Raw genomic sequence first — 24316 nt, 5'->3', positions numbered from 1 at the left:
CGCTCCCCGTACACTGATTCCGGCTTACGCCGGAATCAGCACGTGAACCGCACTCCTCCCCCCGCATCCCGCAGAGACATCCAGGGCCTGCGCGCCCTCGCTGTGCTCGCCGTCGTCGGCGCCCATGCCACGGGGTGGCCCCGCGGGGGCTTCGTCGGCGTCGACGTGTTCTTCGTCATCTCGGGCTTCCTCATCACCGGCTTGCTGCTGCGCGAGGTCGAGGCGACGGGGCGGGTGAGTCTCGCCCGCTTCTACGGGCGGCGTGCGCGACGCCTGCTGCCCGCGGCCGTCGTCGTCCTCGCCCTCACCGTCGGCGGAGGCTTCATCGTGTTCAACGTCGTCGTCGCAGAGCGCACGCTTCACGATGCGGCATGGTCCGCGCTGTTCGCAGCGAACTGGCACTTCGCCGCGGCGGGCACCGACTACTTCCATGCGACGGATGCGGCATCCGCCCTGCAGCACTTCTGGTCGCTCTCGGTGGAGGAGCAGTTCTATCTGGTCTGGCCGGGCGTCGTGGTGCTGAGCCTCCTGCTGTTGCCCTCGGCCGCGCGGCGCGGCCGGCGTGGCCGTCTGACGGTGGCGGGGATCGCAGGGGCGATCGTGCTCGCTTCGGCGCTGTGGGCCGCATCGCAGACGGCGTCGGAGGCGACCGTGGCCTACTTCTCCACGCTCACCCGGGCGTGGGAGCTGGGTGCGGGCGCGATGCTGGCCGTCGCCGCACCGTTGCTCGCGCGCATCCCGCGGCCGGTCGGCGGGATCATGGGGTGGGTCGGTCTCGCGGGTATCGCGGCCGCGTTCGCCGTGATCGATCCGGCCGCAGGCGGCTTCCCCGCACCCTGGGCCGCTCTCCCCGTCGCGGCGACGGCGCTCGTGCTGGCCGGAGGGGTCGGCGGTGATCCGCGCCACCGTCACCTGTTCCCCCTGACGAATCCGCTCAGCGTCTTCGTGGGCGACATGTCGTACTCGCTGTACCTGTGGCACTTCCCTGTCATCGTGTTCGCCTCGGTGGTCCTCGCCGGACGCGACGAAGCGCTCTGGCTCACCCTGGGGGCGATCGCGGTCCTGTCGCTGGCGACGTATCTCATCGTCGAGCAGCCGTTGCGGTACGCGCCGTTGCTGCCGCGCGCAACGGATGCGGCCGAGCCCGCGCCGTCGGAACCCGTCGCAGCCCCGCGCACCGCCGCCGTTGTGCCAGTCGCCTCGGCTCAGCCGCGCGCCGTGCCGCAGCCGCGCGTCGTGGCGACGCGTCCCGCGGGGTGGACGCCGGGCACCCGGTACTACCCCGGCTCGCCCCGGCCGCGACCTCTCCCCGCCGACCGCGTCATCGAGCCGGTGCTCGCCGATCCCGACCCGGAACCGGTGGTGGCACCGATCGTCGTTACGGAGGAGGTAGCCACCGAGGAGGAGAACGAGGGTCGGTCCGCGTGGAGCGCCTGGCGTGGCCGCTTCGGAACGCAGATCGTCCTCGCCTCCTCCGGGCTGGGCATCGCGGTCCTGACGGCCGTGCTGGTGGCGCAGAGCATCTTCGGCGCGCCGGTGATCGGGCCGCTCTCCCCTCCCGCCGAAGCCCAGGCGGGCGGCGACGACCCTCTCGCCGCCATCCAGAACGAACTGGCGGCCGCCGCATCCGCCACGCAATGGCCGGCCCTCTCGCCGTCGCTGGACACCGTGATCGCCCGAGGCTCGGCGGACAATCCGGCACGGGACTGCTTCGCTCCCGACGTGACCCCGGACGCCGGCCGGTGCAGTTGGGGTTCGGAGCAGGCCGCCACCCGCATCTATCTCGTCGGCGACTCGACCGCCATGGCGTACGCCCCCGCGTTCAAGAAGATGGCAGAGGACAGCGGCGGCACCATGCGGGTCACGACCGTCGGGCTGTACGGCTGCCGGTTCACCGAGGTGGCGGTGCAGAACGACGGCGCCGGCGTCATGGCGGCCTGCGAGCAGCGCAAAGCCGACGTACGCGCCATGGTGCTCGCCGACAGTCCCAGCATCGTCGTGATGAGCGACGCGTACACACTGGGCCACACCCCGGACGGGCAGGATCTCAGCGCCGAGACGCTCATCGCCTCGCAGCAGGCGGAGGCGGCCGGCTACGGCGCGCCGGGGCGGATCGTGCACCTCGCTCCTCCCCCGGAGGGCGCCGACCTCGCGCGCTGCTACTCGCCGCTCACCTCGCCCTACGACTGCGCGAGCGCGGTGTCGCCGACCTGGCAGCAGATGGAGGCGCTGGCCGAGCGGGCGGCCGCCGCATCCGGTGATCACGCGATCAGCTCGCTGCCGTTCAGCTGCTGGGAGGGCGTGTGCCCGGCATTCGCCGGGGCACTGCCGGTCAAGTACGACCAGACGCACCTCAGCGTGCCCTTCGCCGAGCGGATCGCCCCGATCCTGCGGGCGGAGCTGGCGGCCGCAGGACTCCTCTGAGCGGCGGCCGTGACGGTGGGACCTAGGTCCCTATCCGCCCCTGTCCGAGCGGAGGAGGGTGGAACCAACAAACACACACAGCCCCCAGGTTCCGGCCCCACACCGCCGCTCCGAGGGATCGAAAGGAGCACACCTCTCATGGCCACCATCACCGCAAATGTCCGGACGCAGGTCGCTGCCAAGCCGATCACGGCAGAGGCGAGCGTCGTCACCAGCCTCGCGGCTCGACGCACCGTCGCCATCGCGCGTTTCGCGACAGGCTTCATCTTCCTGTGGGCCTTCCTCGACAAGACCTTCGGCCTGGGCTTCTCCACTCCGGTCGAGCGGGCCTGGATCAACGGCGGCACGCCCGCCCAGGGCTTCCTCAACAGCGAGGCCGTGAGCGGCCCGTTCAAGGGGATCTTCCAGGCGATCGCGACACCACTGACCGACGTGCTGTTCATGGCCGGCATGCTCGGCGTGGGACTGGCCGTCATGCTCGGCATCGGGATGCGGGTCGCCGCCGTCGCCGGCAGCGCGATCATGCTCTTCATGTGGATGGCGGAGTTCCCGATGATCTGGGGCACCGGCTCCACCAACCCGGTCGTCGACTACCACATCATCTACGCCCTCATGCTCATCGTTTTCGTCGCACTTGCGGCCGGCGAAACGTGGGGCCTCGGCGCCCAGTGGCGCAAGCTGCCCATCGTGCAGAAGAACCACTGGCTCATCTAGCCGACCTGCTGGCCGCGTGACGGTGCGGCGCTTCCTCGCCCGGGGAGCGCCGCATCGTCATGTCTGCACGTCCGCCGTACCGACCCTCATCCCGGTCCCGTGTTCCGCTCCCGGAACCGGGGCCTTCGCCTGTCCGAGGGGCCCGGCGCCGTTGCATGCTCGGAGGACCCGAGACGTCACGCCCGGGGACCGAGGGCGGCGGCGCGGGGTCAGGAGCGGCGCTGCTCGGCGCGGTAGACCGCGGCCTGGGTGCGGCGCTCCATGCCGAGCTTGCGCAGCAACCCGGACACGTAGTTCTTGACCGTCTTCTCGACCAGGTTGAGCTTCTCGCCGATCTGGCGATTGGTCAGTCCGTCGGCGATGAGGTCGAGGATCTGCCGCTCGCGCAGCGTGAGGTCGACCTGGGGGGCGGCCTGCGCATCCGCACGCGAGCGGACCAGCTCCGCGGCGCGGGTGCCGGTGAGGGTCTTGCCCGCGGCGACCTGACGGATGCTGTCGAGCAGCCCGTTCGCGCGGATGTCCTTGAGCACGTAGCCCGCAGCACCCGCGAGCACCGCCGCCTCGCTCGCGCGGTCGTCGTCGAAGGCGGTGAGGATCAGGCACGCGATCTCCGGATGCGCGGAGCGCACGTCGCGGCAGACATCGATGCCGTCGCCGTCGGGCAGGCGCATGTCGAGCACCGCGACGTCCGGGCGCACCGCATCCACGCGCGGCAGCGTCTGCGCCGCCGTCGACGCCTCACCGACGACCTCCATGTCCGGGGCGGCGTCGATGAGGTCGACGACCCCGCGGCGCACGAGTTCGTGGTCATCGAGAACGAAGACGCGGATCATGTGTCGGCCTCCTGCCGTGAAGTCTCGTCATCGGATGCGGCCGCCGGAGCGGCCAGCGGCACGCTCCACGCGGCGAGGGTGCCACCGCCGGGGCGGGGCGCGAGTGCGAAGGTGCCGCCGCGGGCCTCGGCGCGCGCCTGCAGATTGCTGAGACCGCTGCGTCGCTCACGGGCGGGATCCAGCCCGCGTCCGTCGTCGCCGACCTCGATGACGATGCGGCCGTCGCGCACCTCCACCCGCACCTCGGCGTGCGAGGCGCGGGCGTGCCGGACGACGTTCGAGAGCGCCTCGCGCACGACGGCGGCGGCCTCCGGGGCGAGGTCGGCGGGCACGTCGTGATCGACCGGACCACGGAACACGAGCCGCGGCGGATCCGCCAGCAGGGCTCGATACTCTCCGACGACGTCCACGATGCGATCGCGCACCGTGACGCCGCCCACGTCGTCGTGCTGCAGGGCGAAGATCGCCGTGCGGATCTCCGCGATCGCCTCGTCGAGGGCGTCGATCTGCGCCGAGAGACGCTCCCCGACGCGCGGATCGTCGACGCCGGCGGACACGACCTGCAGCTGCATCCCCGCCGCGAACAGGCGCTGGATCACGTTGTCGTGCAGGTCGCGCGCGATGCGGCCGCGGTCCTCCAGCAGTGCGAGGCGGTGGCGGTCGGCGCGCGCACGGCTGAGCTCCCCGGCGAGATCCGCGACGGAGGCCAGCGCGGTGGTGCGCCGGATGTCGTCGTCGCTGAACGGCCGTTCGCGCAGGTGCCGGGCCAGCAGCACCCCCACATCCGCGCCGTCCTGTCCGCCGAGGCTCACGACGAACGCATCGCCGAATCGCACGGTCTCGCCCTCGAACGTGGGCAGTGCCACCTCGGGCAGAACGGTGGCACCCGTCGACAGCAGGGCGCGGGCGACCCGATCGTGACCGGGAAGCTCGACGCTCTCCAGCTGGCGCGCCATCGCGTCGCCGCGCACGATCTGCAGCCGCACGGTGCCGCGTTCGGTGGAGGTGATGATCGCCACGAGCGCCGCACCCGTGAGCGTCGGCAGATGCTCGGCGAGCAGCCGGTAGGGCCGCTCGTCGTCGACCTCGAGGAAGACCGCGCGCACCTCTGCTGTCGCAGCGGCCCAGCGCTCCCGCATCCTCGCCGCCTCGTACAGGCGCGCCTTCTCGATCGCGATGCCCGCCGTCACGGCGAGCGAGCGCAGGAGTTCCGTGTCTTCCTCGGTGAAATGGCCGTCCGGGTGCTCGGCGAGGTAGAGGTTGCCGAACATCTCCTCACGGACGCGGATCGGGACCCCGACGAAGCTGTCCATGTGGGGGTGGTGCGCGGGGAATCCGGTGAATCTCGGATCGGCGGCAACGTGATCGACCCGCACGCTCTCGGACACGATCGCACCCAACAGGCCGCGTCCACGCGGCGGATGCCCCATCCGCGCCGCCGTCTTCTCGTCGATGCCCACGTGCACGAAGTCGACGATCGCGCCGTCGGCGCCCAGCACGCCGATCGCGCCGTATCGCGCACCGACGAGGTCGACGGCCGACTCGACGATCTCGCGCAGCACGGAGTGCAGATGGATGTGGCCGACGATCGCCGCGTTCAGCGAGAGCAGGCTGCGCAGTCGCGCCTCGATGTCGGCCACGGTCCCCTCCCCTGATGTCGCGCCCAAGTCTAGGTGTGCCCCTGTCAGCACCCTCCGACCGCCGCCGTGACTACCCACCTCTTCCCCACCTCGTCCACCACCCGCCCCGTACACCCGTCCCCCACCTGGTCCCCCACCCCCCGTGTTCGCCTGTCACAGATCGAGCCGTCCGGCTCGATCTGTGACAGGCGAACAAAGCGGGCGACCCCCGACGACCGGCGCGTTGTGCTCCAGGCCCGGCTCACAGCATCCGGAACGCCGGGCGCGGCACACTTACCTGGTGGCCCACCCGAAGGAGAGCGCCGTGCCCGCGTCCGAGTCCTCTGCAACGCCCACGCCCGTGTCCGCGCCCGAGCTCGATCCACGGCTCCGAGCCGCGATCGCCGACGACCTGGTCGCGCTCCGTCAGGGAGCTGCCCTCTGGTCCCGCTCGAGTATCGCCGAGCGCATCCGTGCGCTCTCGGCCACGAGGGATGCGGTCGGCGCCGCCGCCGCGGACTGGGCCGGAGTCGCCGCGCGCGCGAAGGGGCTCTCCCCTGACCACCCGCTCCGCGGCGAGGAGTGGCTCTCGGGCCCCTACGCCGTGCTCGGCGCACTCGACGGCTACCTCGCGACGCTCCGCCGGATCGCCGCCGGCGGCAGCCCGCTCGACGGGGTGCGCCTCGACCGGGCCCCGGGCGACCGCATCCGCGCGCACGTCTTCCCACGCGAACCCATCGACAACCTCCTGCTGTCGGGATTCACGGGAGAGATCTGGCTGCGCCCCGGCACCGACGCATCCTCCGCGATCCGCCGCGCGGGGCTCGCGCAGGTCTCTCCGGGCACCGCCGGGGTGGGACTCGTCCTCGGCGCGGGCAACATCTCCGCGATCCCGGTCCTGGACGTGCTCTACGAGCTGCTCGCGTTCGACCGCGTGAGCCTGCTGAAGGTGAACCCCACCCAGGACGACCTCGTGCCGGTCTTCGAGCGCGCGCTCGCGCCGCTCATCGGTCGGGGACTCGTGCGGATCGTGCGCGGCGGCGGCGATGTCGGCGCCTACCTCACCGCACACGAGGGCATCGAGCACGTGCACATCACGGGGTCCGCCGCGACATTCGATGCCATCGTCTGGGGCGACCGGGACCGCACCACCGACGAGCCGCGCCTTCGCACCCCCATCACGGCGGAGCTCGGCGGAGTGTCTCCGATCATCGTGGTGCCGGGTGAGTGGACCGACGCCGATCTCCGTTTCCAGGCGGCTCACATCGCGACGATGCGTCTGCACAACAGTGGCCACAACTGCATCGCGGGTCAGGTCGTGCTGCTGAGCGCGGACTGGCCGCAGCGGGAGCAGTTCCTGCGGGCCCTGCATGAGGCGTACCGCAGCGCCCCGGCACGGCCGGTCTGGTACCCCCGCGCCGACGAGCGGCTGCACGCGCTCGAGGCGACGTATCCGAGCGCCGAGTGGTCAGCCGGACACAGCCGCGCGCTCGTGCAGGTGGCGCCGGGGGAGGATGCCGCGGAGCTGGAGACGACCGAGTACTTCGCGCCCGTGCTGGGCGTGGTGGAGCTGCCCGGAACGGGTCAGGACTTCCTCGACGCCGCCGTCGCCCACGCGAACACGTCGCTCGCGGGCACCCTGGGCGCCAACGTCATCGTCGACCCCGACGCGGAGGATGCGATGGGGGCGGGTTTCGAGAGGGCGATCGCCGATCTGCGCTACGGCGGGATCGCGATCAACGCGTGGACCGGCGTGCTGTTCGCGACACCCGTGCTCAGCTGGGGCGCCTTCCCCGGCTCCGATGTGCGAGAGGTCGGATCGGGCATCGGCGTCGTGCACAACACCTCGCTGCTGGCAGACGTCGAACGGTCGGTGCTGCGCGGGCCCTTCCGCCCGTTCCCTCGCTCGCTGGGCGCGGGGCGCTTCTCCGTGCTGCCCACCCCGCCGTGGTTCGTCTCCGCACGCACAGCGGCGGCGGTGAGCGAGGGGCTGACCCGCTATCGGGTCGACCGCAATCCGCTCGGGCTCGCTCTGACGTTGATCAGAGCGATGGGCGCCTGAGCCTCACGCGAACCGGTCGGTGGCCGCCCGGAGAGCCGCCGCGATACCGGGCTCGGATGCGGAGTGCGAGGCGTCGTCCACGACGATCAGCTCCGACTCGGGCCAGGCCCGGTGCAGGTCCCAGGCGGTCATGATCGGCGTGCAGACGTCGTAACGGCCCTGCACGATGACCGCGGGGATGTCGCGGATGCGGTCCACCTCCTCGATCAACTGGCCCTCACGCAGCCATCCGTGGTTGACGAAGTAGTGGTTCTCGATGCGCGCGAACGCGGTGGCGGCATCGGGATCCGTCATCGACGCCACGAGATCCGGGTCGGGACGCAGCGTGAGCGTCGACGCCTCCCACCGGGTCCACGCGAGCGCGGCGGGTCGGTGCACGGCCGGGTCCGCGTCGAACAGGCGTCGGTGATAGGCCTCGATCATGCGGCTGCGCTCGAGCACCGGGATCTCGGCGACGTAGCCCTCCCACAGGTCGGGGAAGATCGCCGAGGCACCGCCCTCGTAGAACCATTCCAGCTCGTGCCGGCGGAGCGTGAAGATCCCGCGCAGCACGAGCTCGGTGACGACCTCAGGGTGCGCCTGGGCGTAGGAGAGTGCGAGGGTCGACCCCCATGAGCCGCCGAACACCTGCCAGCGCTCGATTCCGAGGTTGCGGCGCAGGAGCTCGAGATCGGCGACCAGGTGCCAGGTCGTGTTGAAGCGCAGGTCGGCGGTCGGGTCGCTCGCGTGCGGGGTCGACTTGCCGCATCCGCGCTGATCCAGCAGGACGATCCGGTAGCGCTCCGGATCGAAGAAACGTCGATGCCAGGGCGAGGTCCCGCCGCCGGGCCCGCCGTGCAGGAAGACGACCGGCTTGCCCTCCGGGTTGCCGGACTGCTCCCAGTAGATCCGCTGCCCGTCGCCGACCAGCAGCTCTCCGCTCTCATAGGGCTCGATCGGCGGGTACAGGATGTCGTCGAGCTCGGAGACCGTCATATCCTCACGGTACCTTGCCACCCCATCCTGTCCACGGATGCGCTATGGCGCTCACCGGGATGTGCCCGCGATGAGCCTGCTCGTATGCTCATCGCATGAGCACAGCTGCGCCCACCACGATCACCATCACCGGCGCCGGAGGGCAGATCGGCTACGCGCTGCTGTTCCGTATCGCCGCAGGCGACATGCTGGGCCCCGACCGACCCGTCAGGCTGCGGCTGCTGGAGATCCGCCAGGGACTGCGCGCCGCGGAGGGCGCCGCCCTCGAGCTGCAGGACGGCGCCTTCGAGCTGCTGCGCGACGTCGAGGTCACGGAGGATCCGGCCGTGGCGTTCGACGGCTGCAACATCGCCCTCCTCGTCGGCGCGCGCCCGCGCGGCCCCGGCATGGAGCGCGGCGACCTCCTCGCCGCGAACGCGGGGATCTTCGGGCCCCAGGGCGCCGCGATCGCGGCGCACGCCGCATCCGATGTCCGGGCCGTCGTGGTCGGCAACCCCGCGAACACGAACGCGCTGATCGCATCGGCCGCAGCGCCCGACGTCCCTGCCGAACGCTTCGCCGCACTCACGCGCCTCGACCACAACCGCGCCGTCGGGCAGCTCGCCGAGGCCGTCGGTGTCGGCGTATCGGCCGTGCGCGACGTGACCATCTGGGGCAACCATTCCGCCACCCAGGTTCCCGACGTGACCCACGCGACGATCGACGGCGCACCCGCCCTCGAGGTGCTCGCCGCGCGCTTCGGCGACGAGGATGCGGCGATCCGCTGGCTCGACGACGAGTTCACCCCGCGGGTGGCGAAGCGCGGGGCGGAGATCATCGAAGTGCGCGGCTCCTCCTCCGTCGCCTCCGCCGCCAATGCGACGATCTCGCACATCCGCGACGATGTCGCGGGCACGCAGCAGGGCTGGACCTCCGCCGCGGTCGTCTCGCACGGCGAGTACGGCGTCCCGGAGGGGCTCTTCAGCTCCTTCCCGGTGCGCTCGGACGGCAGCGGTTACCGCATCGTGGAGGGGCTGGAGGTTCCTGCCCGCATCCGCCGACGCCTGGACGCCTCAGCCGCCGAGCTCGCCGACGAGCGCGAGGCCGTGCGGGCGCTGGGGGTGATCTGAGGTGGAGCATCTGGCCGTCATCGTCGGCGGCATCATCGTCGTCGCCATCGTGACGGCCCTGGGCCGGCGGCTCAACATCGCCGGTCCTCTCGTGCTCGTCGCCATCGGCCTCGTGCTGGCCGCCCTGCCGTTCGTGCCCGACATCCCCGAGGTCGATCCCGAATGGATCCTCGTGGGCGTGCTCCCACCCCTGCTGTACTCCTCGGCCGTGCAGCTTCCCGCGATCGAGTTCCGTCGCGACTTCACTCCCATCGCGGGGTTGTCGGTCGTGCTCGTGGTGGGAAGCGCCGTGCTGCTCGGATTCTTCTTCACCTGGGTGATCCCGGGTCTGGACCTCGCCCTCGGCATCGCCCTGGGTGCGATCCTCTCGCCGACGGATGCGGTCGCCACCTCCATCGTGAAACGGATGGGCATCTCCACACGCGTGACGACGATGCTCGAGGGTGAGAGCCTGCTCAACGACGCGACGGCGCTGGTGCTGCTGCGCACCTCGACGGCCGCGATCGCCGCCGGCTTCTCGTTCGGCGAGACCATCCTGTCGTTCCTGTGGGCGGTGCTGATCGCCCTCGTGATCGGCGGACTCGTCGGCTGGGTCAACCTCCGCGTGCGCGCGTGGGTCGGCCACTCGGCGGCCAACACCGCCATCAGCTTCGCGATCCCCTTCATCGCCTATCTGCCCACCGAGGAGCTCAACGGCTCGGGGCTCGTCGCCGCCGTCGTCGCGGGCATCGTCACAGGACAAGGCGCGGCCAGACGATTCGCGCCCGAGCAGAGGCTGTCGGAGGAGGCCAACTGGCGCACGATCGAGCTCGTCCTCGAGGGCGGCGTCTTCCTCGTCATGGGGCTGGAGCTCACCGACGTCGTCAACAAGAACCTGACCGAGCACGACGGTCTGTGGCACGGCACCTGGCTCGCCCTATCAGCCCTCGGCATCATCGTCGCCGTCCGCGGCGTGTACGTCGCCCTCCTGATCTGGCAGCAGGGGCGACGAGCGCGGCGGTTCGCCGGCTTCGACATCGAACGCGTCGACAACAGGCTGCAGGGCATGGCCGACGGCACGATACCGATCGAGAGATCGAACCCGGAGCGGGCGATGCGCCGCATCCCGTCGATCCGCAAGCGGCTCGCGCGCCTGGGTGCCGACCTGGACTACTACCGCTCCGCCCCGCTCGGGTGGAAGCACGGAACGATCATCGTCTGGGCCGGGATGCGGGGCGTCGTGACCCTCGCCGCGGCGCAGACCCTCCCGCGTGGCACCGACCACCGCCCGCTGCTCATCTTCGTCGCCTTCATGGTGGCGATCATCAGCCTGCTCCTGCAGGGCTTCACCCTCCCCGCTCTGGTGCGTCTGCTCCGGATCCCGCCGGAGTCCGCGGGACCGACGCGCGAGGAGCAGCGGCGGCTGGACGACGTGCTGCGCGAGGCCGCATCCGAGCGACTCCAGGACGACGATCTGCGCCGGCGCGACGGAACGGAGTTCAGCGAACGCATCCTGACGCGAGTGGGAGCGAGGCTCGTGGACCCGCCCGACGATGAGATGACGGCAGCCGCACGCGAGGTGCTGGAGCTGCGACTCGAGATGATCGACGCCATGCGCGAGCGCCTGCTCGAGGCGGGATCGTCGGGGTCGTTCAGCACTGCGGCACTGCGCCACGCTCTCGCCGAACTCGACGCCGACCAGATCAGCCTCGAGCTGCGCCTGTCGGACGAGACGGGCGCCGAGTGACACCGCCACCCGATCCGGGGGACAATGGACGCATGATCAGCGAGGGGACGGGCGCCGACGCCGGTGCGGGAGCCGATCCCGCGACCGCGCCGCTGCACCTGCCCCACCCGGCGGCCGACTGCCCCAAGTGCTTCACGGAACTGCAGACCGACCGCAACTGGTGGCGTGCCCGACCGACCGGCGCGCGCCTCGTGGGCCTCGTCGTGAACCGCGACGACATGCCCTCGGTCGTCGAGCAGCGCGCCGAGCTGACGCGTTTCGGGGTGCCCATCGACGGCTTCCGCCACCCGGCCCCCGACATCCTCGAGTCGTGGGAGGAGCGCCTGAGCCGCCTGTTCGGGCGCCTCACCCGCGGCGACGTCCTCGTTGTGGCGAGCGTGCATGCGCTCGGCCGCAACATCGACGAGGAGACCCGCACGGTCGCGGAGCTTCGCCGACGCGGTGTGATGGTGAAGGTGCTGGGCCATTCCGGCCGGCACCTGTTCGACACCGGCCGCTGACGACGACTCAGGCCGCGCGCCAGCAGCCGGCGACGTGGTCGTCGACGAGGCCGGCTGACTGCATCAGGGCGTACATCGTCGTGGGACCGACGAAACGGAACCCCCGACGGCGCAGCTCCTTGCTGAGCGCGGTCGACTCGGCCGTCGTGGCCGGCACCTCCGCGAAGGAGGCCGGTGGCACGTGCGCCTCGGGCGAGAACGACCAGATCAGCGTGTCGAGCTCGCCCGGCGACATGGCCTGAACAAGACGCGCGTTGCCGATGACGGCCTCGATCTTGGCCCGATTGCGCACGATGCCGGCGTCGCCCATCAACCGCTCGATGTCGGTCTCGTCGAAGGCGGCGACCGCATCCGGGTCGAAGCCCGCGAACACCTCACGGAAGCGTGGGCGCTTGCGCAGGATGGTGATCCAGCTCAGGCCGGCCTGGAAGCCCTCGAGGCTCATCTTCTCGAACAGCGGCCGGTCACCCCGGAGCGGGCTGCCCCACTCCTCGTCGTGGTAGCGCAGGTACTCGGGATCGGCACCGGCCCACGCGCAGCGCGCGCGGCCGTCTTCTCCCACGAGGATGTCGGTCATCCGCCCACGCTATCGGCGGGCGCCGACACCGCTCACCGCTTCTTCTGCAGCGACTTCTCCGAGACCGGCGCCTCACCGGATGCGGCCAGCTCCGCATAGTACGCGTGCGCCTCGTCCTGCCGCTGCTGCTCCGCACCCGACGCGATGTGCGCGCGGATGTGCTCCGGCTCGAAACCCCACGCATCCACGAGATCCTGGGCGTGCGGGCGGAGCCGGGCCGACAGACGACCGATGTAGCGCGAGACGGAACCGGCGCGCTGGGCGGAGAGGCGACCGTTGATGAGGTACCACGACAGGTGCTTCTCGATGAGGCTCATCCCGAAGAGGTCGCGCAGCCATGTGAGCACCCGCAGCGTGCCGTCGTCGCCGATGCGGTGCACGGCGTCGGTGAAGGCCTCCCACTGCAGCAGCTCGCCGTGCGCACGCGCCGCCTCGATGAGGTCGTACTGGCACTCGTTGAACAGCGCGGCGGCCTCGGCGGCGGGCAGCTTCGACGCCGGGCGAAGGCGCGCGGCGACGTCGGCGACCATCTGCTGCACGCGTCCCGCCAGAAGCTCGAACTGCTGGTCCTCGCGCAGCCCGAGCTCCACCGATCGAGCGGTCGAGCCGAAGTCGGCGAGCGACTGCCCGAGCTGTCGGAGCCCCGCCCCGTGGAACACCTTGCCCGCGGTGCTCCCCACGGCGAAGCGCGCGAGGGCGGCCGCATCCTTGCCCTTGAACTGCGAGGCGTAGTCCGACAGCAGACGCTTGCCGACGAGCTGGAGCAGCACGTTGTTGTCGCCCTCGAAGGTCACGTACACGTCCAGGTCGCTGCGCAGTCCGACGAGCCGGTTCTCGGCGAGGAAGCCTGCGCCGCCGCTCGCCTCGCGGCACTCCTGCAGGATGTCGAGCGCGTTCCACGTCGACAGCGGCTTCAGCGCCGCGGCGAGGGTCTCGAGGTCTTCGCGCTCCTCCGAGGTGTCGGTGCGGCCGGAGAAGACGCCGTCGAACTTCTTGAGGAACTCGTCGTGCGCGAACGCCTGCGCGTAGACGGTGGCCAGACGCGGCAGGAGCCGGCGCTGGTGCTTGCCGTAGTCGAGCAGGGTCACCTCGGGGGTCCCCGACCCGGAATCGAACTGGCGGCGCTGGTTGGCGTAGGTGACGGCGATCTTGAGTCCGAGAGCAGCGGCCGTGGTGGCGGCGCCGTCGAGCGAGACGCGACCCTGCACGAGGGCGCCGAGCATCGTGAAGAAGCGGCGACCGGGGCTCGCGATCTCGCTCGAGTACGTGCCGTCGGCGGCGACGTCGCCGTAACGGTTGAGGAGGTTCTCGCGGGGGACGCGGACCTGGTCGAAGTGCAGGCGGCCGTTGTCGATGCCGTTGAGGCCGCCCTTGACGCCGTCGTCCTCGCCGCCGACGCCGGGCAGGAAGTCGCCCGCCTCGTCGCGGATCGGCACGAAGAAGCAGTGCACGCCGTAGTTGACGCCACCGGTGATCAGCTGCGCGAAGACGGTCGCCGCGCGCCCGTGCACCGCCGCGTTGCCGAGGTAGTCCTTCCACGCGCCGCGGAACGGCGTGTGGATCACGAACTCCTCCGTGTCGGCGTCGTACGTCGCGGTCGTGCCGATCGCGGCCACATCCGATCCGTGACCGGTCTCGGTCATCGCGAAGGCACCCGGCAGCTTCAGCGTGACCACGTCGGCGAGCCACTTGTCATGGTGCTTCTTCGTGCCCAGCTGCTGGATGGCGGCACCGAAGAGCCCCCACTGCACGCCGGCCTTGATCTGCAGGCTCGGATCGGCGAGCACGAGCTCCTCGAAGCCTGCGATGTTCGCGCCGTTGTCGCCGAGCCCCCCGTACTCGACCGGGTACGCGCGCGCCGACACGCCTTGCTCGACGATGAGACCCAGCTGACCGAAGACACGGTCACGGTGCTCGGCGACCGTCTGGCCGTCGATCCGCCAGAAGGCCGGATCCTTGATCATCTCGCGCGCCTCCCGGCGCGTCTTGCCCCACGTGCCGAGCAGCATCTCGGTCACGGCGGGCAGGTCGATGCGGGGCTCGGAGGCCTCTGCCGCGGAGTGCGCGGCGGTGGGCGCACCCCCGGCGGGAGTGCGACGGTTGGTCGCAGGCTTGGCGGGACGGACGACGGCGTCGGTCATGGCATCACCCTTCGGTGGGACAGAGGAAGACGATCTCGACGGTAGGAGCACGACAACCGGAGCCCAACTCGGTTGCAGATCCTCTACAACCGGATGCAGCCACGTCGCCGCATCCGGTTGTGTGCTGGCGACATCGGCCGACGAGGACGCCACGGTGTCGGAGGCCTCGGACACACTGGATGCGGGAGGTACGCCCATGACGCTCACCTTGAAGCCCTGGTCCTCTGCGGATCTTCCCGTGCTCGAGCGCGCGAACACGCCGGAGATGACGCGGTTCATCGGCGGACCCGAGACCGAGGCACAGGTCGCCGAGCGCCACGAGCGCTACCTGCGCTTGAACGCGAGCGGCGAGGCCGAGATGTACCGCATCGACGTCGACGACGAGCCGGTCGGCGCGATCGGGTTCTGGCAGGTCGATCACGACGGCGCCCCGGCGTACGAGGCCGGATGGAGCGTCGAGCCCGCATGGCAGGGGCGCGGCATCGCGTCGACGGCCTTGCGGCACCTGATCGCGCGTGTGCGGCATCGCGGCGACCGCACGCTGCTCGTGGCCTACCCGGGTGCCGACAACGCGGCATCCCAGGGCGTCTGCCGTGCGGTCGGCTTCACGCGCGGGAGCACCTTCACCGAGCCCTGGCGGGGCGGATCGCTGACGGTGACGACGTGGACGCTCGACATGTCGCCGCTCGAGATCGGCGATCGCGTGCCGGATGTCGACGAGCGGTTCTCCGGCGCCCTCGACCGGGAGCGGTGGTGGCCGTACTACCTCCCGCACTGGGCGTCGCGTGCGACGACGGGCGCCAGGTGGCGCACCGGATCCGAAGGGCTCGAGTTGCGCATCGATGACGACACCGCGCCGTGGGCGCCCGACATCGACGGAGAGGTGCGGGTATCGCACCTGCAGACGGGGCAGCGCTCGGGACCGGAAGGGTCATCCGTCGGGCAGCATCGCTTCCGCGAGGGTCTCGTCGTGCGCGAAGAGCAGCCGGATGCGGGGCTGTGGCTCGTCCGGTACGGCGTGATCGAGGTGCGCATGACGGCGGTGCGCGACGCGCGGGCGATGGTCGCGTTCTGGCCGATCGGCGTCGAAGACACCCCGGAGCACTCGGGGGAGATCTGCGTGTGCGAGATCTTCGGCCACGAGCTCGACGATGACGGCGGATGGGTGGGCGTGGGCGTCAAGGCCCAGCACGACCCGGGACTGCGCGACGATGTCGAGAAGATCCGCGTCGAGGGCGATCTCACGCAGCCCCACGACTACGCGGTGGAGTGGTCGCCCGGCCGCATCCGATTCTTCATCGACGGGCGATGGGTCAAGACCGTCAACCAGTCGATCGACTACCCCGTGCAGCTCATGCTCGACGTCTACGACCTCCCCCTCGCGCCGCGGGAGGAGTCGACCCACCCGTTCCGGATGCGGGTGGAACGGGTGCGCAGCTTCCCCCCGGCCTGAGGCCTCCCCCGGCCGCGCACGGCACCGCGCGACGCGCACGCTCCGCAGGAGATCTCCACGGTGCAGGACGATTCCCGGCGAATCGTCCTGATGGGGAGAATTCTCCTGTGGAAGGGATGCGGACCCGTCCGGCGAGAGGGTGGGTCAGGCCGCAGCGATGACCTCGAGCACGGCCTCGCCGTACGCATCGCGCTTTTTGGCGCCGATGCCGGTGATGCCGTCGAGGTCGGCGAGAGAGCCCGGACGGTGCTCGGCGAGCGCACGTAGGGTCGCGTCGCCGAAGACGATGTAGGCGGGGACGCCCTGCTCGCGTGCGGTCTGCGCGCGCCACTCGCGCAGGGACTCGAACAGTGCGCGATCCCCCTCGGCCACGGCGTCGGATGCGGCGGCCCGCCGCGCCCGGGGCGCGGCGGCGGGGCGGCCGATCACGTCGCGCCGCAGGCGTACGGGAGTCTCACCGCGCAGTACGCCGCCGGCCTCGTCGCCCAGCGCGAGGGTGCCGTACTCGCCGCGCGCGACGAGCACGCCGCGTGCGAGGAGCTGCCGGATGATGCTGCGCCAGTCCTGGTCGCTGAGGTCTGCGCCGATGCCGTACGTCGCGAGCTCGTTGTGCCGTTGCTGACGGATGCGGTCGGTGTCGGCGCCGCGCAGGATGTCGATGATCTGGCCGGCCCCGAAGGACTGGTTCCGCTCTCGCTGCAGGCGCACGACCGTCGACAGGAGCTTCTGCGCCGGCACGAGGCCGTCGAAGATCTCGGGCGGCGTGAGACACGTGTCGCAGTTGCCGCAGGGGTCGGCCTGCTCACCGAAGTAGTTGAGCAGGTTCTGCCGGCGGCACTCGACGGTCTCGCAGAGCGCGAGCATGGCGTCGAGGTGCTGGCCCATCCGGATCTTGAAAGCGCGGTCGCCGGGGCTCTGGTCGATGAGCCGCCGCTGCTGCACGACATCGCCGAGCCCGTACGCCATCCAGACGACGGAGGGATCGCCGTCGCGGCCCGCGCGGCCCGTCTCCTGGTAGTAGCCCTCGACGGACTTCGGCAGATCGATGTGGGCGACGAAGCGCACATCCGGCTTGTCGATACCCATGCCGAAGGCGATCGTCGCCACCATCACGACGCCGTCGTCACGCAGGAACCGCGACTGGTTGGCCGCCCGCGTCTCAGCCGGAAGGCCCGCGTGATACGGCAGCGCATCGATCCCCTGCGCACGCAGGTAGTCGGCGGTCTGCTCGACACTCTTGCGACTCAGCGCGTACACGATGCCGGCGGACCCCTCCGGCTGCGACCGGATGAAGGCGGCGAGCTGGCGGCGCGGATCGACCTTGGGCTCGATGCGGTACTGGATGTTGGGTCGGTCGAAGCTCGCGACGAAGTGGCGGGCGTCGCCGAGTGCCAGCCGCTCCGTGATCTCGCGGTGGGTCGCGCGCGTCGCCGTGGCGGTCAGCGCCATGCGCGGGACGCCCGGGAAGAGGGCGCCCAGCTCGCCGAGGGCGAGGTAATCGGGGCGGAAGTCGTGGCCCCACTGCGACACGCAGTGCGCCTCGTCGATCGCGATCACGCTCAGCCGGCCACGCTTCAGCAGCGCTGTGGTGGCGGCCAGGTTCAGTCGTTCGGGGGCGACGTAGAGCAGGTCGAGCTCGCCCGCGACATACGCGCGTTCCACGCTCTGCCGCTCACCGGGCAGCTGGGTGGAGTTGAGGTAGGCGGCGCGCACGCCGTTGGCGAGCAGCGCTTCGACTTGGTCGTGCATGAGGGCGATGAGAGGGCTGACGACGAGCCCCGTCCCCGGCCGCACGAGCGCCGGCACCTGGTAGGTGACGCTCTTTCCACCTCCCGTCGGCATGAGCACGATCGCATCGCCCCCGCCGACGACGTGATCGACGATGTCGGCCTGGTCGCCGCGGAAGGCGTCGTAGCCGTAGACCTCGTGGAGCACGGCCCGCGGGTCCTGGCCCGCGAAGTCGCGGCGCGGCGCGGCCGCGCGAGCGTCTTCCGGCGGCACCCAGCCGTCGTCCGGCGGCGCCCACCCGCTCTCGCCGTACGGATCGTAGGGCGGCTCGTCCTCCGGCGGCGCCCAGTCATCCGGTGGGACGTCCCACGAGGACGGATGCGGCGAGCTCACCCTCCCAGGGTAACCAGCCCCGCCGACAGACTCGCCGCGGTGGCGTCCTCGCCCCGTCTTCCCCCTGCGTGTCTCACCCGTTCACGCCCAAAGCCCCCAAAACATGCACAACTAAGACACGCAGCACCCCCCGGCGCCCCTGAGACACGCAGCACCCCGGCGGGCCGGCTCCTGGTGCCGCGCCGGACAAAGGGGAGACTCGCCGCGGTCAGCACCAGCGATCGGCGAGGGCCCCGACGACGTTGAGGTTGCGGTTCGTCGCGATGCCGAGCATCTTCGCGGCGGAGAGCGGGTCGACCGTGCCGTCGTTGTACCCGGGGCCCAGCAGGGCGTGCGCGGCGCGGCCGGACACGACCATCTCACCCTTGTCGCCGCTGGTCGCCTCCACGAGGGCCGCCTGCTCGGGGGCGAGCTCGTCCTTGAGCAGGTACACGTAGTGCCGCGCGAGGTTCGGCCGGGCATCGCTCAGCGCCCGCGCGTCGTCGGCGATCCGCGCGAACTCGTCGGTCGAGAAGACGATCGTGGGCACGTCGAAGCCACGGTCGGCGTGGAACGCGCGCTCCAGCGCCTCCTCGATCCGGGCGCGCGAACGCATCCGCGTCGAGAACCTGACGTTGCCGGTGTTGAGGTGCGTGGTGACGTCCTCGAAGCCGAGTTCGGACACCACCCGGCAGATGTCGCCCTTGGGAAAGACCCGCTTCGCTCCGAGGTTGATGGCGCGGAGAAACCCGAGATACGTCGGCACCCGGCCCATTGTGGCCCGCCGCGCCCGATCCCGCATCCCCCGTCACTCGCCGGGGAACGTCTCCTTCAGCTCCAGGATGCGGCCGGCCGCCGCATCCACCTTCTCGGCGAACGCGGGGTCGGTCTTGGCCCGCTGCAGCACGGCCTGGTACATCTCGGGGAACACCGACGTGTCGGCGGAGAGCAGCAGCAGATCGACACCGGCGTCCACGGCGAGCACCGCCCGGTCCGCGGGCGCCCAGCGCTCCACCTGCGCCGTGGCCGAGATGTCGTCGGTCATCACGACGCCGTCGAATCCGAGCCCGTCGCGCAACAAGCCCGTCACGACGGGTTCGGAGAACGCCGCGGGCATCGAGGGGTCGATGCGCTGATAGACGGCGGTGGCCATCATGACCGCGGCCGGCCCCTCGTCGAGAAGGGTGCGGTAGACGTTCACGTCCGGCGAATCCGCGCCGACGACGTTGTCGACGACATCGGCCGCGTAGTCGGTGTTTCCGGTCACCCGGCCGAGCCCCGGGAAGTGCTTGATCGTGGGCAGAACGCCGGCCTCCCGCATCCCCTGGGCGAAGACGCCCGCCTTGTCGTCGACGGTCGCCTCGTCATAGCCGTAGTGGCGGTTGTAGATGCCGATCGGCTGGTTCAGCCGTGCGGTGTCGGCGCTCGTGACGATGTCGGCCACGGGCGCGAGATTCATGTCGACCCCCGCCGCGCGCAGCTGGGCGCCCCACCGTTCGGCATCCGCGCGCAGCGTCGCGTCGTCGCGTTGCGCACTCGTGAGCGCCGTCGGCATGGGCTCGAAGCCGTCTCCCGAGAGCACCTGCACGTCCCCGCCCTCCTGGTCCGTCGCGATCCAGGTGCGGGGGCCGGTCGCCGGCTCGACCGCCGTGAACTGCGCGACGAGCGATGCCGTGGCCGCCGCGCCCGCGGAGGAACGTCCGCGCAGGAAGAGCCCGCCCACGCCCGGGTCGGCCATCGCGGCGAGCGCCGTGGGGTCGGGGGCGTCGGCGGGGGTTCCGACCATGAACAACTGCCCGACGCGCTGCTCCAGCGTGAGCCCATCGACCGGGTCGGGCGTCGGAGTCGGTGTGGGCGTGGGGCTTTGGGTCGAGGGCGCGGCCGTCGGCGTGGCCTGTGTGGTGGAGCATCCCGCGAGCGCCGCCACCGCGGCGAGAACGGCAAGCGCGCGAACCGTGATCGTCTTGCGCATCATTCCAGTGTGGCCGAAACCGCCTGGACGAGTCCGGGGTTGCGTCCGGTTACAGGCGCACGACCTCCGTCACGCCGACGTGCGCGGCACCCTCTTCGGCGGATGCGGCGAGGTCGACGACCGCGCGGATGCGCCAGTCGTGGTCGCCCTCCGGATCGTGGATGACCTGCTCGACGCGCCAGAGCCCGCCGGCCGCGTCCGACTCGTCGATCGTGCAGAGCGCGGGCGAGCGCGCACCGGCGTCGGTGAGGACGGCGTCGTGCTCGTCGTAGTAGGCGTCGAGGGCGTCGGGCCAACCCGCATCCGGGTCCAGCGCGACGAGGTCGTCGTCGCGCTGGAGAGCCGCGAGCTGCACGCGCCGGAACATCTCGTTGCGCACGAGCACGATGAAGGCGCGACGGTTCGCCACGACGGAGGGAGGTGCGGGGGGAACGACGGGCTCGCCCGCCTCCTCCGCCGGGTTCACGAGCCGCTCCCACTCGTCGACGAGGCTCGAGTCCACCTGCCGCACGAGTTCGCCGAGCCAGGCGATCACGTCCAGCAGCTCCTCGGTTCGCGCTTCGGCGGGCACGGTCTGCCGAATCGCACGGTACGCGTCGCTCAGGTAGCGCAGCACGAGGCCCTCGCTGCGGCCGAGCTGGTACCAGGAGACGAACTCCGCGAACGAGAACGCCTGCTCGAACATGTCGCGGACGACGGATTTGGGTCGCAGCTCGAAGTCGCGCACCCACGGCTGACTCGAGGCGAACACCTCGAACGCCTCGCCGAGCAGCGTGGCGAGGGGCTTCGGATAGGTGATCTCCTCGAGCGCCGCCATCCGCTCGTCGTAGTCGAGCCCGTCGCGCTTCATCGCCGCGACCGCCTCGCCGCGCGCCTTGAACTCCTGCTGCGCGAGCACCGGACGCGGGTCGTCGAGGGTCGCCTCGATCACGCTGACCACATCCAGCGCATAGTGACCCGATCCCGCGGTGCGCGCCGGTCGGAGATCCGGCCCGATGTCGGAGGTTTCACCGTCGATACTCCGACCTTCGTCGCTTTCTCCGACGGGAGCGGCGGCGGATGCGGGCACGGCGGATGCCGGAGGTGCCGGATCGAGCAGGTCGATGGCGGCGAGCGCGAAGGGCGAGAGCGGCTGGTTGAGCGCGAAGTTCGGCTGCAGATCGACCGTCAGCCGGATGCGGCCGTCCGCCACTTCGACGACGTCGGCGGCGACGAGCGTGCGGAAGATCGCGAGCGCGCGGCGCGCGAGCTCGTAGCGGCGCGCGCGGGGCTCGTGGTTGTCGAAGACGAGTGAGCGCACGTGCGCGAAGACGTCGCCGCCGCGGGCGATGACGTTGATGAGCATGGCCGCCGTCAGCTGCATCTGCGGCACCAGGGGTTCGGGCACCGCCTGGACGAGCCGCTCGAACGAGCCTTCGCCCCAGTTCACGGCACCTGCCGGCGCCTTCTTGCGCACGATCTTCTTGCGCTTGGCGGCGTCGCCCGCCGCTTTGCGCAGCGCCTGCTCGTTCTCGATCTCCCACTCGGGGGCCATGACGACGACCGTTCCGGCCGTGTCGTAGCCCGCACGGCCGGCGCGGCCCGCGATCTGATGGAACTCGCGCGCGGTGATCTGCCGCATCCGGATGCCGTCGAATTTGGTGAGCGCCGTCAGCAGCACAGTGCGGATCGGCACGTTGATGCCCACACCGAGGGTGTCGGTGCCGCAGATCACGCGCAGGAGGCCCCGCTGCGCGAGCGTCTCGACGAGACGCCGGTAACGCGGCAGCATGCCGGCGTGGTGCACACCGATCCCCGCGCGCACGAGACGCGAGAGGGTCTTGCCGAACGCCGTCGTGAAGCGGAAGCCGCCGATGGCCTCCGCGATCTCGTCGCGCTGCGCGCGCGTGGCCACCTTCACGCTCGCGAGCGCCTGCGCGCGCTCCATGGCCTGGGCCTGCGAGAAGTGCACGATGTACACCGGCGCCTCGTTCTCCTCCAGCAGCTTCTCGACCTGCTCCTGGATCGGGATGCGGGCGTAGGAGAAGTGCAGCGGCACGGGGCGCTCCACACCCGTCACCTCGACGGTCGGACGCTGCGTGCGACGGGTGAGGTCGGCGGCGATCCCGGTCACGTCGCCGAGGGTCGCCGACATGAGCAGGAACTGCGCCCGCGGCAGGAGCAGGAGCGGAACCTGCCACGCCCAGCCCCGGTCGGGCTCGCCGTAGAAGTGGAACTCGTCCATCACGACCTGGTCGACCGACGCATCCGCTCCGTGCCGCAGTGCCAGGTTCGCCAGGATCTCGGCCGTGCAGCAGACGATCGGCGCATCCGGGTTGACCGAGGAGTCGCCCGTGACCATCCCGACGTTCTCCGCCCCGAAGATGTCCACGAGGGCGAAGAACTTCTCGCTGACGAGAGCTTTGATGGGCGCGGTGTAGTAGCTCCGGCCTCCCCGCGCGATGCTCACGGCGTGCGCGGCGACGGCGACGAGCGACTTGCCGGTGCCGGTCGGCGTCGACAGGATCACGTTCTGGCCGGAGACGAGCTCGATGACCGCCTCGTCCTGCGCGGGGTACAGCTCGATGCCCCGACCGACGGTCCAGTCTCCGAATGCGTCGTACAGCGCATCCGCATCGTCCCCGGCGGCGCGGGCGAGCTCGGTGAGGGATGCGGTCATCCCTCGAGTCTGCCCGAAGCCGGCGGCGTCGGGCGGGTCGTGCTCGTCAAGCGACGCACGCATTCTCTGCGGATGACGCAGCCCGGGACCGCCCGCCCGCGGCTAGCGTGGGAGCACGCGAGCAGAGGAGAGCCATGTCGGATGAGCTGAACGTGCGCGTCGAACGCGGCGAGGACAGGTACGAGGTCTTCCTCGATGACGTGCCGGCGGGCTTCACCGCCTTCTACACGGACGAGGAGGGTCGCACGGTGTTCCCCCACACCCAGGTGGACCCCGCGTTCAAAGGCCACGGCGTCGCCAGCATCCTGGTCGAACGCGCGCTCGAGGATGAGGCGAAGCGCGGCGAGACGATCGTGCCACTCTGCCCGTTCGTGGCGAAGTACCTGCGCGAGCACGAGGTCCCAGGTCTCAAGGTCGCCTGGCCATGACCCGACTCGACGCTGACGCCGAGGAGAGCCTCGAGCAGTCGGTCGAGTGCGACGGCCCCCGCGCCGTCGTGCTCGACGCGCGGGAGGTGCCCCTGGGCGGAGTACGCGCGATGCAGGTGCACCGGGCCCTTCCGCAGCGCGAGCTGCCGATGGTCGGCGCGTGGTGCTTCCTCGATCGCTTCGGCCCCCAGCAGGTGCGGATGCGGGTGGAGCCGCACCCGCACATCGGGCTGCAGACGGTCACCTGGCCGCTGGTGGGCGAGGTCCGCCACCGTGACGGCATCGGCAGCGACGTGCTGATCTCCCGCGGCCAGCTCAACCTCATGACGAGCGGACGCGGCATCGCACACTCCGAGTACTCGGTCACCGACGACCCGATCCCCCTCGACGCCCTGCAGCTGTGGATCGCCCTCCCCGACTCGCGTCGCCACGGCGAGCCCGCCTTCGAGCAGCACGCCCACCTTCCCGAGCTGGCACTGGACGGCGGCGGCAGCGCCACCGTCGTCATGGGAGAACTGGCGGAGGTGCGCTCACCCGCATCCGCCTATACGCCGATCGTGGGCGCCGAGATCCGCGTGCCCGGGGAATCCCGCGTCACGTTGCCGCTGCGCGCGGACTGGGAGTACGCGCTAGTCGGCGTCGCGGGGACCCCGCGTGTGCACACGGCGGATGCCGCGCACACCGAGCTGGTCGGGCTGCAGCTGCTGTATCTCGGTCGCGCGCGCGGCGAGGTGGAGATCTCGAGCGACGAGGACGCCACCCTCTTCCTCCTGGGCGGCGAACCGTTCGAGGACGAGATCGTGATGTGGTGGAACTTCGTCGGGCGCGATCACGACGAGATCGTGGCGGCCCGCGAGGAGTGGGAGTCGGGCTCGGCGCGCTTCGCGCACGTCGTGGGCCACGGCGACGAACGCGTCCCCGCGCCCCCGCTGCCGGCCGTGCGTCTGACGCGTCGTCGGCGCCGGCTCTGAGCACCGGAGTTCTCCTGGCCGCTCCGGGCCGCAGGCCGCCCTGTCGCCGATAG

General features: G+C 71.0%; 18 protein-coding genes. 9 read left to right on the top strand and 9 right to left on the bottom strand.

The features are described from left to right. Positions 1–42: 42 nt before the first annotated feature. Positions 43–2424, top strand: a complete 2382-nt coding sequence (locus LXM64_RS01290) for an acyltransferase family protein (RefSeq protein WP_234074298.1) — start codon at positions 43–45, stop codon at positions 2422–2424. 138 nt (positions 2425–2562) lie between these two features. Beyond that, the gene (locus tag LXM64_RS01285) at positions 2563–3138 is read left to right on the top strand and encodes a DoxX family protein (protein ID WP_234074297.1); all 576 of its coding nucleotides are present in this window, start codon (positions 2563–2565) and stop codon (positions 3136–3138) included. Between the two features lie 209 nt (positions 3139–3347). On the opposite strand, the gene LXM64_RS01280 is transcribed toward LXM64_RS01285, so the two are convergent. Continuing rightward, on the bottom strand, positions 3348–3971 hold the full coding sequence (locus tag LXM64_RS01280) for a response regulator (RefSeq protein ID WP_137418290.1): 624 nt from the start codon (positions 3969–3971) through the stop codon (positions 3348–3350). Next, on the bottom strand, positions 3968–5611 hold the full coding sequence (locus LXM64_RS01275) for a GAF domain-containing sensor histidine kinase (protein ID WP_234074296.1): 1644 nt from the start codon (positions 5609–5611) through the stop codon (positions 3968–3970). The genes LXM64_RS01280 and LXM64_RS01275 overlap by 4 nt, the downstream gene beginning before the upstream one ends. 280 nt (positions 5612–5891) lie before the next feature. On the opposite strand from LXM64_RS01275, the gene LXM64_RS01270 reads away from it, so the two are divergent. Continuing rightward, positions 5892–7652, top strand: coding sequence for an aldehyde dehydrogenase family protein (locus LXM64_RS01270; protein ID WP_234074295.1), 1761 nt, complete (start codon positions 5892–5894; stop codon positions 7650–7652). Between the two features lie 3 nt (positions 7653–7655). On the opposite strand, the gene pip is transcribed toward LXM64_RS01270, so the two are convergent. After that, positions 7656–8627, bottom strand: a complete 972-nt coding sequence (gene pip, locus LXM64_RS01265; protein ID WP_137418292.1) for a prolyl aminopeptidase — start codon at positions 8625–8627, stop codon at positions 7656–7658. A 95-nt stretch (positions 8628–8722) separates the two neighbouring features. On the opposite strand from pip, the gene LXM64_RS01260 reads away from it, so the two are divergent. The 3 genes from LXM64_RS01260 to LXM64_RS01250 are packed head-to-tail and all read left to right on the top strand — an operon-like array spanning position 8723 to position 11962. Beyond that, positions 8723–9736: a malate dehydrogenase gene (locus LXM64_RS01260; RefSeq protein WP_137418293.1), complete on the top strand. Its 1014-nt coding sequence runs from the start codon at positions 8723–8725 to the stop codon at positions 9734–9736. A 1-nt stretch (position 9737) separates the two neighbouring features. Continuing rightward, the gene (locus LXM64_RS01255) at positions 9738–11462 is read left to right on the top strand and encodes a cation:proton antiporter (protein ID WP_234074294.1); all 1725 of its coding nucleotides are present in this window, start codon (positions 9738–9740) and stop codon (positions 11460–11462) included. A gap of 32 nt (positions 11463–11494) precedes the next feature. Continuing rightward, on the top strand, positions 11495–11962 hold the full coding sequence (locus tag LXM64_RS01250) for a recombinase family protein (protein WP_137418295.1): 468 nt from the start codon (positions 11495–11497) through the stop codon (positions 11960–11962). A 7-nt stretch (positions 11963–11969) separates the two neighbouring features. Here the strand turns inward: LXM64_RS01250 and LXM64_RS01245 are convergent, their stop codons facing one another. Next, positions 11970–12539, bottom strand: coding sequence for a DNA-3-methyladenine glycosylase I (locus LXM64_RS01245; protein ID WP_234074293.1), 570 nt, complete (start codon positions 12537–12539; stop codon positions 11970–11972). Between the two features lie 32 nt (positions 12540–12571). Continuing rightward, a complete protein-coding gene (locus LXM64_RS01240; RefSeq protein WP_234074292.1) occupies positions 12572–14680 on the bottom strand; it encodes an acyl-CoA dehydrogenase in 2109 nt (702 codons plus the stop codon). A gap of 196 nt (positions 14681–14876) precedes the next feature. Here LXM64_RS01240 and LXM64_RS01235 point away from each other — a divergent pair, with 196 nt between their 5' ends. Further along, positions 14877–16133: a GNAT family N-acetyltransferase gene (locus tag LXM64_RS01235; RefSeq protein ID WP_234074291.1), complete on the top strand. Its 1257-nt coding sequence runs from the start codon at positions 14877–14879 to the stop codon at positions 16131–16133. A 144-nt stretch (positions 16134–16277) separates the two neighbouring features. Here LXM64_RS01235 and recQ read toward each other — a convergent pair whose 3' ends face one another. The 4 genes from recQ to LXM64_RS01215 all read right to left on the bottom strand — a co-directional run bounded on the left by recQ (position 16278) and on the right by LXM64_RS01215 (position 22864). Beyond that, positions 16278–18254 (bottom strand): DNA helicase RecQ, encoded by a 1977-nt coding sequence (gene recQ / locus LXM64_RS01230; protein WP_234074290.1) that lies wholly within the window; start codon positions 18252–18254, stop codon positions 16278–16280. Positions 18255–18462: 208 nt separating this feature from the next. After that, positions 18463–19008, bottom strand: coding sequence for a DUF1697 domain-containing protein (locus LXM64_RS01225; protein WP_234074289.1), 546 nt, complete (start codon positions 19006–19008; stop codon positions 18463–18465). 33 nt (positions 19009–19041) lie between these two features. Next, positions 19042–20205, bottom strand: a complete 1164-nt coding sequence (locus tag LXM64_RS01220) for a glycoside hydrolase family 3 N-terminal domain-containing protein (RefSeq protein ID WP_234074288.1) — start codon at positions 20203–20205, stop codon at positions 19042–19044. Positions 20206–20254: 49 nt separating this feature from the next. Further along, entirely contained in the window at positions 20255–22864 is a 2610-nt protein-coding gene (locus LXM64_RS01215) for a DEAD/DEAH box helicase (protein ID WP_234074287.1), read from the bottom strand. A gap of 134 nt (positions 22865–22998) precedes the next feature. Between LXM64_RS01215 and LXM64_RS01210 the strand changes: the two genes are divergently transcribed. Next, positions 22999–23292 (top strand): GNAT family N-acetyltransferase, encoded by a 294-nt coding sequence (locus LXM64_RS01210; RefSeq protein ID WP_137418303.1) that lies wholly within the window; start codon positions 22999–23001, stop codon positions 23290–23292. Beyond that, positions 23289–24263 (top strand): pirin family protein, encoded by a 975-nt coding sequence (locus LXM64_RS01205; protein ID WP_234074286.1) that lies wholly within the window; start codon positions 23289–23291, stop codon positions 24261–24263. Before LXM64_RS01210 ends, LXM64_RS01205 begins: the two co-directional genes overlap by 4 nt. The last annotated feature ends 53 nt before the right edge of the window (positions 24264–24316 follow it).

Source organism: Microbacterium binotii, assembly GCF_021398715.1.
Lineage (GTDB): Bacteria > Actinomycetota > Actinomycetes > Actinomycetales > Microbacteriaceae > Microbacterium > Microbacterium binotii_A.
Note: the sequence above shows the minus strand (reverse complement) of the source record. Positions and strands in the feature narration are given on the sequence as shown.